The organism is Agrobacterium sp. (assembly GCF_032092815.1).
Classification (GTDB): Bacteria; Pseudomonadota; Alphaproteobacteria; order Rhizobiales; family Rhizobiaceae; genus Agrobacterium.
In genome coordinates this window covers 1-12,259 of sequence record NZ_DAMDBP010000061.1, presented here as the reverse complement: position 1 = coordinate 12,259, position 12,259 = coordinate 1, and the positions used below count along the sequence as shown (strand labels likewise).

The following is a 12,259-nucleotide window of genomic DNA, read 5'->3' as shown; positions in this document are numbered from 1 at the left end:
CAGAGCCGGAGTTTGACGGCATTGTGCAGATTGCCCGTGTGTTGTGCAACACGCCTGTTGCGCTGATCAGCCTGGTGGAACAGAACCGGCAATGGTTCAAGGCACGTGTGGGTTTTGAACCCTGCCAGACACCAATGGCGGGATCGGTCTGCCAATATGCGCTGCTGAGCCGCGAATTGTTGGCGATACCTGATCTGACTGCCGACCCACGCACCAGGGATAATCCGCTGGTGACGGGCGAACCCTTCATTCGGTTTTATGCTGGCGCACCGCTGATCACGCCCGATGGCATTATCATTGGCAGCCTGTGTGTGATTGACAGCGTGATACGGCCCGAAGGGCTGGAACAGGCACAGGCCGAAGGCTTGAAGACGCTTGCCGGACAGGTGATTGCGCTGTTTGAGGCACGGCGCCTTTCGCAACGCAAGGATGATCTGTATCGCCGCCAGAAGGGCATTACGGACAGCCTGCGCAATGCGGCGAAAGAAACGCTGGCCGCGCAGGAAGCTGGCCGTGTCGGCACGTTCGAGGTGGATATCCAGCAATCGACGTTGCGCGGATCACCTGCTTTTTACCGTATTTTCCATGTGCCGGTTGCACGGTCCTATCCGACATCCGTGTTTGAGAACATGGTTGTTCCCGACGATCAGGGCATGCAGTCCAGCCCCGAGACACGCGCGGATGGCAGCGCTTTCCTTGACGTGGAATACCGCATCAATACGCCTGTTGGTGTGCGATGGATTTCGCGCACGGCAAGCTTCATTCTCGGGAAAAACGGCAAGCCGGTGAAAATGATCGGGGCGGTCAAGGATATAACCGTGACAAGGCGGGCGGCCGCGCGCATTCAGGCGCTGCTGGACCTTGGTGACCGGCTGACGCAACTGAGCGACATTGAATCCATGGCATCAGCCGCCGCCGACCTTATGGCGCGTGCGCTGGATGCAACCCGCGCCGGTTTTGGCATTGTGGACCTGAGCAATGAAACCGTGATGATGCAGCCGCAATGGACGGCACCCGGCATCAAGCCGGTGACCGGCCTGCACCATTTTCGCACCTATGGCAGCTTTATCAACGACCTGAAAATCGGCAATCCGGTGGTCATTCCCGATGTGACGGAGGATCCACGCACGGCGGCCCATGCGCAAGCACTGCTGGATCTGGACATTCGGGTGCTGGTCAACGTGCCGGTGATGGATCAGGGCAATTTCAGCCTTGTGGTGCTTGTACATCACGACGTGCCTTACCAGTGGTCGGACGAAGAGATTGCCTTTGTGCGCAGCTTTGGCGACCGCATACAGGCGGCCATTGCCCGCGTGCAGGCCGAGACAGAACAACAGTTGCTGCACCGGGAGATGGGCCACCGGTTGAAAAACACCCTTTCCATGGTGCTGGCCATTGCCTCGCAGACACTGCGGCCGGTCAAGGAACGGCATTATGTGGACGCCTTCGAGCGGCGGGTACATGCGCTTGGCACGGCGCATGATGTGCTGTTTGAGCGCAACTGGAGCAGTGCCGCCATCATGCAGGTGATGGAGCGCACATTCGACCGGCTGGCGGTGCGCGACCGGGTGGAGCTGGAGGGTGAAGACCTGACGCTTGGGCCGAAGGGCACGCTGTCGCTTTCGCTGCTGCTGCATGAACTGACCACAAACGCCATCAAATATGGCGCGCTTTCCAACACGACAGGCAAGGTGCATCTGCGCTGGCACCTGACCGGTGACGGCGAGCACACCACCTTCCATCTTGACTGGCAGGAGGTTGGCGGCCCGCCCGTTCACGAGGTCAAAAGCGCCGGCTTCGGATCAAAGCTGATTAAAATGGGTCTTGGTGGAACAGGCAAGGTCGACATTCGTTATGAAACATCGGGACTTATCCTCCAGATGAGTTCAACACTCCAACAACTTCAGCAGGCCGAACACTAATGGGGACATTTAACCCGCCAAAGAAAAAAGTCGTTCTCGTTGTCGAGGACGAGCCACTGCTGTTGATGGCTGCCGTCGACCTTGTCGAAGAGGCAGGTTTTGAAGCGCTTGAGGCACGCAATGCCGATGAGGCCATCGAATTACTCAATGCCCGGCAGGACATCCGTATCGTGTTTACCGATATCGACATGCCTGGCAGCATGGATGGCATGAAGCTGGCCGCCATGGTGCGCGATCGCTGGCCACCGGTTGAGATCATCATTGTATCCGGCCACCGGAAAGTGACAGACGACGATTTGCCTGACCGCAGCGTGTTCTTCTCAAAACCCTATGACATCTCGCGGGTCACCGCGCAGTTGCAAGCCATGGCGTCGTAAGGCATCCCGTCTTGCACGGTCTGGTCAGGCGTAATGTTTTCGCCTGTTTTCTCTTTTAAACGAACATGCAGAGACACCATGGCGCGCTCACATTCGCGCCACATGTTTGATGAAAGCGCCCCTGCATGAGTGATACCTGCCCCGTCCTGACGCCTGAACAACGGCAACTCAATGAGATTATCGAGCGTGCGCAAACGCAGATGATGCAGAAGGTTTTCGACGCGCTGCATGACGCCGCAAGACAGGCGGCCGCGGAATGGCAAGCGGTCAAGACGCAAGAAAACCCACCACCTCATGACTATTTCGCATCCGTTGTGCATCAGCGTATGTTTTTGGGCCTGTGCGGTGCGGATGCCGAGACCATGACCGGCGGCGATGCTGAACTGGCCGGACACCTGATCCGCAACCAGCAAAACATTGTTTCGCATTACCGCTGGACGGCAAAAGAGCGCGAAGATTGAGCCGCTTCCAATGACGGCGGCTCACCTGGCGCCAGCGGCGGCACGGTGATTTCAGGCGTTGTGCCTGACCGTGCAGTCGCCTCCCTGCCCTCCACCTCAATGCGGTTGCGGCCATTCAGCTTTGCCCGGTAGAGGCATAGGTCTGCCCGTTCCAGCAACTGAGAAAACGTCGTGGCATCCACCGGCTCAAGGCTGGTTGCGATGCCAAGACTTGCGGTCAGTGCAATTGTCTTGCCCTTGAAGACCAGCGGCGTGTGTTCCAGCGTCGAGCGCATGTCTTCTGCCAGAAGCACGGCATTGTCGGCATCTCTGCCCGGCAGCAGCACCACAAATTCCTCACCGCCGATGCGGGCGATAAATTCGTGCTGACCAAACACGCGGTTCAACACATCCGCACAGTGCCGGATGGCCTCGTCACCCGCCACATGGCCATGGATATCATTGACGCTTTTGAAGTGATCAATATCGAGCAACACCAGTGCCGTTTGAGATCTGTCTTGGCGATGGCCGATGATCTCGGTTAAGGCCTCGATGCTCTGGCGGTTATAGAGCCCGGTCAAGGCATCGCGAAGCGCAAGCTGGCGCAGGCCCGCAACGCTGCGCTCATAGGCCAGAGACAGCGAAAATGCGCCGCTGGCGCTGACATGGATGGCTGCGGCAATGAGGTTGAGATCAAGGAAAATATCTGCCGGCAGCAGGCTTTCCATGCCCTGATCCAAGATCAGGCCTTGCAGAACGCGCAGCACGGATGAGGCCGCGACGGCACCATAGGCAAAGACCAGCCCCCAGCGCGATGGCAGAGCCTCCTTTTCACGGATAAGTGACACCATGATAGCAAGGATCTGCGCGGCGATGACCGCATTGGTCATGCCAAACACCAGCCCGGTGCCAAGCACCGGTGAAAACAACAAGGCCAGCGCAATGAAGATGCTGAGCGCCAGAAACCATGTGGCTGACGAGCGGTGGCCAAAGAAGGTTCTGATGGCCTGCCAGCGCAGGCCAAGGCCAATGACCAGACAGGCATTGGGCACCATCAGATCCGCCGGGGTGCCATTGATCTGGCGTGAAAACAGCGCAAAGGCCAGCGCGAAAACCACATTCGACGCGACGAGATAGACCCAGTAACGGCGGTCTTTCTGTCCAAGCCCTGCGAAGGAAAAAGCTGCAGCGAATACCAGCAGCAACAGCGCGTTCAACTTGAACATGGTTTGCTGGTCGAGACCGAACAGAGGTTCCATTTAATTCTGATGACCGATTTGACTGATTTGATGCGTCGGACATTAGGCAATCGGAGTGACGATCCCCTCAAGAAAGAGGCTGCATTTTTAATCTCATTTTAGGCAAGATGGCGCGGCGACACCGGTAGATTTGCCGCTTCGCCGGTGTCAAAACTGCATGGCGTCCTTGCCGGATGCCTTGGCATCATAAAGCAGCATGTCCGCTTCGTTGATCAGGGCCTGTATGTCGCGTTTCGATGCGGTCCAGACGCCGCCGATGCTGGCGCGCACATGGGCGCTTCCGCCCGTGATCGACACCGGGTCACGCATTTTTTCCAGGATACGTTCGGCCGCTGCCATGCCGGTGGCCCGGCTTCCGGCCACCACCACCACAAATTCATCGCCGCCGGTTCTGGCAACGAGGTCTCCCTTGCGGACACACGCCTGAATACGCTGTGCCGTTTCGCATAACACCATGTCGCCAGCGCCGTGGCCGTAGAGATCATTGACCTGCTTGAAGCCATCGAGATCCAGCGCCAGCACCACAAACCCGTCGGCAGAAGACAGGGCGGAAAATTCATCCGCCAGGCCGCGCCGGTTCAACAGCCCGGTCAGCACATCGGTGCGCGCGGTTTCCTCGAGCTGTTCTATGCGGCGGCGCTCCTCGGTAAAATCAATGGCCATGCCAACAATCTTGACCGGGCGGCCATCGCCATCCCGCAACAGGCGGCGGTCGCAGCGCATCCAGCGTTCGCCGTGGATGGTGTCGAGCCGGTATTCGGCAACGTTCTGGTCCAGCTCTCCTGAAATCAGCGGCGTCAGGTCTGCTTGCGCGCCATCATTGATATTGACCCGGCTGACATAGCGTTCGAGATCGAGCCGCGCGGCGGTCTGGCCGCCAATGAATTGCGCCAGCCGATCCGAGGTTTCGAACTTGCCGCTTTGAATATCCATCTGCCAGAAACCGCCCCTCACCGCTTCCAGCGCCAGTTCCAGCTGGGCGGCGCGTTCGGCCAGCTGCCGTTCATGCTCCTTGTGGCGGGTAATATCCTCGATCTGCGAGATGAAACGCACCACCCGCCCCTTGCCATCCCGCATGGCCGCGACATGGATGAGAACGTCGACTATGGTTCCCAAGGGCTGGATATACCGTTTTTCGATGGTGTAGCCGTCACGCTTGCCCTGCAATACCTGTTCGAACAGAATAAGGTCTGCCTCCAGATCATCCGGGTGGGTAAAATCCCTGAAATGCACGTCAATGACCTGCTCGATGGGTATGCCGACCAGCTTGGCAAAAGCGGCATTGGCACGCAGGATGCGCCCCTGCAGATCAACAAGAGCGATGCCGATTGGCGCATGATCGAAGGCAAAATCGAACAGCTCCAGACGCGTGCCGGGATCATCCGTTGTGTAGGAATGCGCTGCCATCTTCTCCTCCGAAAACAAGAGCGTCCATTCAACAAGGTATCATAGGTACGTTTAATCACATCAACGGCAAAAAGGTTTCGACAGTTGCCAATGAGAGTGTGCAAATGGTTTACGGGTTATGGTTTGGGCGTTTTAACGCGCAGGTCACGCGGGCCGCAATCCAATGTCACCACATGGGGGTTCCGCTTAAAAGCAGGAATGCTCGGTTATGCGGCCGCCGACCGAATAGACCTTACCGGTTTTTGGATCCGCATTAAAGACAACATATCTGCGCTGCGGGCAGACAAGCTCGAGGGATTTTTTGTGGCAGGACAGAATGTCGGTTTTTCTGATCTTGCCATCGATCACCACGGAACGGCCCTTGTCCACGTTCTGATCACACAGAAATCCCTTTTTGACAGCCATGCCGCGTGCGGTTTCCATGCTGACGCCAACCGCATTGATCTTGCTGACCTCACGGGCATGGCCACGTTCTGATGCACGGGTGAAAGCACAACTTGTGAGGGACAGACAAAGGCCGGCGATCAACAAAACCGAAGGACAACACACGTTATTTCCTTGATTATATTCATCTAAACCGCACGCCTGATAAGGCCCGACCGGTTGAAACGCAAGACGGCAACAGTGTACTGTGGCAACGGGTGCAATGTCACTGATCGGCGTCACCCTCGCCATCTTGATCCAGCAATGCCATGAAATCATCAAATGCCGCGATGTCATGACGGCGTGGATTGGAGGTGAGGACAGTAAAACCGGGGCCTTGATCAGGCAACTGCCACTGCACCCGCCCGCCCAGCACGGTTTCCAGCAGCTGATACCAGCGGATCAGTGGCGGCTGCAACAGCACATGCACCTCAAAGCGATTGCGTATGCGGTTTACGTCGGCATCGCGCTGCCGGCGAGCAATGACAGGGTCAATCCTTTTCACGAAATAGGCGTCGGCAAAACCGAGTTGCCGGTTCAAAAAGGCCTGTTTTGCGGCGTCACGATGCAGGTGCCACTCGGCTTTGTCGAAAAGGCCGATGCGGTAATGGCACCAGGTGTAATGCAGTTTGAGCGGATCGGTGTCACAGACCGCCTGGCCTTGTTCAGCCTCCATGGCAAGCGCATCATTCCAGCGCTTGGCATTCCACCGCGTCCAGTATGCGGCATTGATCGGCCCGCTTTGCGGCTGCAGATGGCGATCATCCGGAAAGGTTTCACAGATCAGATTATGCGGCGCATGGGCACGGCACCAGGTGGTTTTGCCAGCGGCACTGATACCTTCAACAACAATGATCATGCGCCTTGCCCCCTTGCGGTGACCACCCTAACCGATCAGCGCATTTGATGTGAAGCGGCTTGGTTGGATCGGGGTAACGGCAACGATGCGCCAACGGGCAACATGGACAAGGTTTTTACCCATGCCATGCTGCCCGTTGTGAGAACATGCCTTCCGAGGCGTATCCGTTACGCGGCGATTTTTTCCAGCTCAGCCATTTCGTCGGCCGGGATATCAACGCGCTCGGCGGCCAGGTTTTCCCGCAGATGGGTGCGTGACGACGTGCCGGGGATCAACAGGATATTCGGCGCGCGTTTCAACAACCAGGCCAGCGCCACCTGCAATGGCGTTGCGCCAAGGCGGTTTGCGACATCCGACAGCACAGAGGATTGCAGCGGCGAAAAACCACCAAGCGGGAAAAACGGCACATAGGCGATGCCTTCGGCGTTGAGCTTTTCAATCAGGCCATCATCACCACGATGCGCCAGATTGTACTGGTTCTGCACACAGACAATGTCAGTGATCTTCTTGCCGTCCTCGATCTGTTTGGCCGTGACGTTGGAAAGGCCGATATTGCGGATAAGCCCCTGTTTCTTGAGGTCTGCAAGAACGCCAAGCGGCTCATCCAGCGAACCCTCGGCTGGACCATGCACGTCAAACATGGCGCGCAGATTGACCACATCGAGGGCTTCAAGGCCGAGATTGCGCAGATTGTCATGCACCGCCTGCGTCAGGTCTTCCCGCGAAAAGGCCGGGTTCCACGAGGCATCCGTGCCGCGTTTGGCGCCAACCTTGGTGACGATGACCAGATCCTCGCCATAGGGATGCAGCGCTTCACGGATGATCTGGTTGGTGACATGCGGGCCGTAAAAATCGCTGGTATCGATATGGTTGACGCCGCTTTCAACCACCTCGCGCAGCACGGCCACGGCCTCTGCCCGGTCCCGTGGCGGGCCAAACACGCCCTTGCCGGCCAGCTGCATGGCGCCGTAACCAAGCCGATTTACCGAACGACCACCAAGGGTAAAACTTCCCGAAGTTCCAATTGAAGTCATGGCTCTATCTCCTGTGAGTGACCTCAAAGTAAGCCCCTGACATTGATGCCACAATCCGCTAAAATCCGGACATGCTGTCCGTTTACCCGGACAATAAACACATTAGTGAGTGGAGAGTTGCATGCGGGAAATGGCTGACGTGGAGGCGTTTCTGGTGGTTGCGCGTGCCAAGGGGTTTCGCGAGGCGTCCCGCATCAGCGGCACCAGCTCATCCTCGTTAAGCGATGCCGTGAAACGGCTGGAGGCAGACCTTGGTGTGCGGCTGCTGAACCGCACGACGCGCAGCGTTTTGCCGACGGAGGCTGGGCGTGCGCTGATGGAGCGGTTGGGGCCGGCATTTAGCGAAATTGCCTCGGCGCTTGACCAGGCCACCAGCAGCCGCGACCGGCCGGCCGGATCACTGCGGCTGAATGTGCCCGTCAGTGCCGCACGGCTGGTTTTGCCGCGCATCGTGCCGGCCTTTATGGCCGCCTATCCCGATATCAGGCTGGAAATCATCACCGACGAGAGTTTCGTTGATATTATCGAGGGCGGTTATGATGCCGGCATTCGTTATGACGAGCGGCTGGAACAGGACATGATTGCCGTGCCGATTGGCCCGCGCCTACAGCGTTACGCGCTTGCAGCGTCGCCGGCCTATCTTGCCGAACATGGTACACCGAAAACCCCGCATGACCTGCTTTCGCACAATTGCATCCGGGGCCGTTTTTCCGGTCGCGCCATTCCCGCCTGGGAGTTTGAGCGCGATGGCCAGGAACTGACAATCGAGACCAATGGCAGCCTCATCGTGCAATCCGGCGGCGCCACCGATCTTGGCGTGGAGGCCGCAAAGGCCGGTCTTGGCATCATCTATCTGTTCGAAGACTGGCTGCAGCCGCACTTTGAAGACCAGACGCTTAGCCCCATCATGCAGGAGTGGTGGCTGAGCTTTTCCGGGCCGTTTCTTTATTATCCCGGCCGGCGACTGGTGCCCTCGCCGCTGCGCGCCTTCATTGATTTTATCAAGGCCATGCCGCGCGCGTGATGGCGGTGGGCACGCGCCCGTCCACGCCACAAGATCACGTTTTCAGATGTGCGACATCCGCCAGTTTCAGCACCGCCCTGTTGCGGAAAAAATCATCCTGCCGCAGATGGGTGATGCTGCCGCCCGACGCGGGAAACGAGATGAAACCGCAGGATTCGATTGGCACTTTCATCCAGGCTGCAATGACCATGCTGAGCGTAAAACCATGGGTGACGATGATCTGGGTTGACGCGTCGCGTTCCACCACCGCCTCGATGAAGGGGTAAACACGCTGCGCAAGCTGACGCCGCGTTTCGGCCCCGTCTATGCCGACGGGATGATCAAGCCTGTCATGCTCCGGCGCTGGCGAATAACGCGCATCAAGCCACGCCTGCGGTTTGCCCTCGGCTGCGCCATAGCTGATTTCGCGCAGCGCATGCGCTGATATCACCGGCCTATCAAAGACCTTGCCAATGGCATCAGCCGTCTGGGCTGCCCGCTGCAGATCGGACGAAAATAGCTCTATATCCCTGTGACCGATCAGTGACAACAGCCGCTCGGCAGTGGCAACGGCCTGACGCTGACCAAGCTCGGTCAGACCAGTATCATACCAGCCACCAACCCGGTTTTCGACATGGTGGACCGATTGCGTGTGCGTGACCACGAACAGTTCTTTCACCTGAGGCCTCCTGTTGCCCGCCGCGTTTTTGCCCGCATTTCAAAGCGTGCAATGTCTGGCGAAATCTGCCAGAAAATCTTCAACAACCCGCCTGTTTTCCGGTTTTTCAAGATGTGAGCTGATCTCATCGGGCGATTTCTTGATCAGTTCAAACCGCAGGAAAAGCTCTGCTGAGAACCTGTCACTGATCGTTGACAGCACCATGCGCAGCTGCGCCAGCATATCGTCACCACGATGCGAGGCATGCATCAGCACGATGGGCTTGCCAACGATTTCTGGCCGCGACACCAGCCAGTCGATGGCGTTTTTCAAGCCACCGGGAATGGCCATGACATATTCCGGGCTAGAGATGATGATGCCATCACACCGGTTGATCGCAGCCACAAAGGTTTGAAGTGCTGCGGGCAGCGGCAAGGCCTCCAGGTCAGGCGAAAAAACCGGGAAATCACCGATGCGGGAAAAGACCTCGATGTCATAAGCCGGATGCGCGATATCCGCCACGGCCTTCAACATGGCCGTGTTGGTGGATGCCTGACGGGTGCTGCCGGATAATGCCAAGAACTTCATGGCGTTGCTGTAAAACATGTGCGCCACGGCGGCAATAACCGCATCTCAGTGCATGGTCATTTGCCAACGCATGACGAATTATCAGTGAAGGGTCACAACAGGTCTGATTGCCCTGCCCGAATAGGATGAAACCATTTCTTGCGGCATGTAGCAAAGACAGTAAAAGCGTTACGCTATAAATATATTAAATCCACAGACAGCATGCCCAGTCGTGCCCCATGGGAATTGCCCCCCTATCCTTGATGCCACCGCTGTCGATATCCAGTTTCAATTAAAGCCTACCGGCACCGATGGCGCTCGCCGCATGCACAGCTTAATCCAAGGACTGGATTGAAAACCATAGCGCGCAATTGTGCGATGTGATTGACAATATTGGCCAACGCGGTAGCGTGCAGAGATGAACACGACGCTCTCCATTTTGACCGGCTCTACCACCGCAATGCGGTGGTTGGTCATGTCGTGAGCTAAAGCTGCTTCAGGCAAAAATGATCAACCCGCCGGATACGCGCGGGATTTTTGTCTGCCGTGTCTGATATTTAGAGGAACGGCAGATGCATTCCAAACAGACCCGTATCGATGCGGCCTTGTCGACGGCGCAAAAATGTTTTGCCACACGGTTTAACGGCGCGTCACACATGTTTGTGGCGGGGTCAATCATGCGTGGTGAAGGCACCGTGTTTTCCGATATTGATCTGGTCGTAATTTTTCCGAGATTGCCGCAAGCATGGCGGGAATCTTTCCTGTTGGACGGTTTTCCGATCGAGGCCTTTGTGCATGACCCTGAAACGCTGACCTACTTCATCGGCAAGGACGTTGAAAGCGGCACGCCCGTTATGGTCGACATGATCGCCAGTGGTACCATTATTGGCAACACAACCGATGCCACCGCCATGCAGCGACAGGCCCGAGACTTGCTCGCCGACGGACCAAAGCCACTCGCCACAGCACAGCTTGACGCCATGCGATATGTGTTAAGCGATCTGGCTGACGATCTTCGTGCAGAAGGACCTGCTGACGAAATGGCTGCCATTGCCGCCCAACTCTATCCACGCCTGATTGATTTTATTCTGCTTGGGCAGCAGCAATGGACGGGAAAAGGCAAATGGGCAGCACGGCTTTTGCGGCGGTTTGACGCGCAACTTGCGGCTGTTGCCGCCGAAGCATTCAAGGACGCAGTACACGGAAACCGGGCAAAACTGGTGGCATTGACAGACCAGCAATTGGCCCGCCACGGTGGCCGCCTTTTCGACCGCTACCATGCAAAAGCACCGCGCGATGCCAGGATCTCGCCCGATAGGGATTTGCTGCAATGAGCAAGCAGGCAAAGGTTCTGGTGGTTGGCGCGGGACCGAGTGGGCTGGCTTTCGCCCTCGCCTATGCCAGGCGCGGCCTGCCAGTCAGGATCATAGACAAAAGGCCATCACGCTCTTCCATGCAGAAAGCCACTGGAGTGGCACAGGCTGCGTGGAAGCAACTGGCCGAATATGGAATTACCAAAAACATTGTCGGGGATGCCCTCCCCATGGCTCAATTTGTATTCCATGACGACGACAAAGTGGTCGCGCGGCTTAAAGTGCCACATGTCAACGGCGAACCACCTGCGCACCTTTACCCGCAATCGAAACTGGAAGACGCCATGGAAAAAGCGTTGGCGTCTTACGGCGTGACAGTTGAATATGGCCTGAGTTTTCTGGACGTGACGCAGGAGAATGACAAAACTAGGGTCACGGTAACACAGGCCGATGAAAAAGAGTGCATTGATGTCGACTGGCTTATTGCGGCCGACGGAGGCCATAGCGCTGTACGATTACACCTGAATATACCGTTTGTCGGACGGGATTATCCGGAAGAATGGTCCGTGGCGGAATTGGAAAGCGATCAATGGCCGCCAGACATTCAGGCGCAGCTATTTCTGCGGTCAGACGGTGTTGGTCTTTTCCTGTCTCAACCCGCTAGCGGTATCGTTCAAGGCATTCTCAACGCACCGGGCGCAGCCTTTGAACTTGCACGGAAATTTCCCGGCAGCACCCTGTTGTACGAAAGACAATTCAAAGTCTCACTGCGTCAGGTTCCATCGCAGCGCCATGGACGCGTGTGGCTAATTGGAGATGCGGCGCATGTGCAATCGCCGGTCGGTGGCCAAGGACTAAACCTCGCAATCTGGGACGGCATGACATTGGGACATGCACTGGCTGACGGCCAGACTGATATCGACCAGACGCTGCACAAACGCGCCCGGTTCGTGCTTCGCTTCACTGATTTCGATTATCGGATGCTGTCGACAAAATC

General features: G+C 57.1%; 13 protein-coding genes. 6 read left to right on the top strand and 7 right to left on the bottom strand.

The genetic code is table 11. From position 1 onward, the window contains the following. From RT613_RS22020 to RT613_RS22010, 3 genes are all read left to right on the top strand, one after another. Window positions 1-1,922 (top strand): GAF domain-containing protein (locus RT613_RS22020; RefSeq protein ID WP_313618516.1); only part of this gene is annotated, 1,922 nt, incomplete at its 5' end. Beyond that, complete coding sequence (locus tag RT613_RS22015) at window positions 1,922-2,299, top strand: response regulator (protein WP_313618515.1); 378 nt, start codon at window positions 1,922-1,924, stop codon at window positions 2,297-2,299. The genes RT613_RS22020 and RT613_RS22015, both read left to right, overlap by 1 nt. Window positions 2,300-2,424: 125 nt before the next feature. Next, complete coding sequence (locus RT613_RS22010; RefSeq protein ID WP_313618514.1) at window positions 2,425-2,760, top strand: hypothetical protein; 336 nt, start codon at window positions 2,425-2,427, stop codon at window positions 2,758-2,760. Here RT613_RS22010 and RT613_RS22005 read toward each other — a convergent pair. The 5 genes from RT613_RS22005 to RT613_RS21985 all read right to left on the bottom strand — a co-directional run bounded on the left by RT613_RS22005 (window position 2,727) and on the right by RT613_RS21985 (window position 7,721). Beyond that, window positions 2,727-3,998 carry a GGDEF domain-containing protein gene (locus RT613_RS22005; protein WP_313618513.1) on the bottom strand — a complete coding sequence of 424 codons (1,272 nt, stop codon included), beginning with the start codon at window positions 3,996-3,998 and terminating at the stop codon, window positions 2,727-2,729. The two genes, RT613_RS22010 and RT613_RS22005, sit on opposite strands and share 34 nt — an antisense overlap. A 147-nt stretch (window positions 3,999-4,145) precedes the next feature. Beyond that, window positions 4,146-5,405 carry a diguanylate cyclase domain-containing protein gene (locus tag RT613_RS22000; protein WP_313618512.1) on the bottom strand — a complete coding sequence of 420 codons (1,260 nt, stop codon included), beginning with the start codon at window positions 5,403-5,405 and terminating at the stop codon, window positions 4,146-4,148. A 186-nt stretch (window positions 5,406-5,591) separates the two neighbouring features. Next, window positions 5,592-5,828 (bottom strand): hypothetical protein, encoded by a 237-nt coding sequence (locus RT613_RS21995; RefSeq protein ID WP_313618511.1) that lies wholly within the window; start codon window positions 5,826-5,828, stop codon window positions 5,592-5,594. 226 nt (window positions 5,829-6,054) lie between these two features. Then, complete coding sequence (locus RT613_RS21990) at window positions 6,055-6,687, bottom strand: hypothetical protein (protein WP_313618510.1); 633 nt, start codon at window positions 6,685-6,687, stop codon at window positions 6,055-6,057. A 167-nt stretch (window positions 6,688-6,854) separates the two neighbouring features. Next, window positions 6,855-7,721 carry an aldo/keto reductase family oxidoreductase gene (locus tag RT613_RS21985; protein ID WP_313618509.1) on the bottom strand — a complete coding sequence of 289 codons (867 nt, stop codon included), beginning with the start codon at window positions 7,719-7,721 and terminating at the stop codon, window positions 6,855-6,857. Between the two features lie 130 nt (window positions 7,722-7,851). On the opposite strand from RT613_RS21985, the gene RT613_RS21980 reads away from it, so the two are divergent. Continuing rightward, on the top strand, window positions 7,852-8,745 hold the full coding sequence (locus RT613_RS21980) for a LysR substrate-binding domain-containing protein (RefSeq protein WP_409558881.1): 894 nt from the start codon (window positions 7,852-7,854) through the stop codon (window positions 8,743-8,745). Between the two features lie 34 nt (window positions 8,746-8,779). On the opposite strand, the gene RT613_RS21975 is transcribed toward RT613_RS21980, so the two are convergent. Together RT613_RS21975 and RT613_RS21970 are read right to left on the bottom strand one after the other, a co-directional pair. Then, window positions 8,780-9,403 carry a histidine phosphatase family protein gene (locus tag RT613_RS21975; RefSeq protein WP_313618507.1) on the bottom strand — a complete coding sequence of 208 codons (624 nt, stop codon included), beginning with the start codon at window positions 9,401-9,403 and terminating at the stop codon, window positions 8,780-8,782. 39 nt (window positions 9,404-9,442) lie between these two features. Further along, window positions 9,443-9,988 (bottom strand): NADPH-dependent FMN reductase, encoded by a 546-nt coding sequence (locus tag RT613_RS21970; protein WP_313618506.1) that lies wholly within the window; start codon window positions 9,986-9,988, stop codon window positions 9,443-9,445. Window positions 9,989-10,521: 533 nt separating this feature from the next. Here RT613_RS21970 and RT613_RS21965 point away from each other — a divergent pair. Continuing rightward, window positions 10,522-11,283, top strand: a complete 762-nt coding sequence (locus tag RT613_RS21965) for a nucleotidyltransferase domain-containing protein (RefSeq protein WP_313618505.1) — start codon at window positions 10,522-10,524, stop codon at window positions 11,281-11,283. Further along, a partial coding sequence (locus tag RT613_RS21960; protein WP_313618504.1) for an NAD(P)/FAD-dependent oxidoreductase occupies window positions 11,280-12,259 on the top strand: 980 nt, incomplete at its 3' end. The genes RT613_RS21965 and RT613_RS21960, both read left to right, overlap by 4 nt.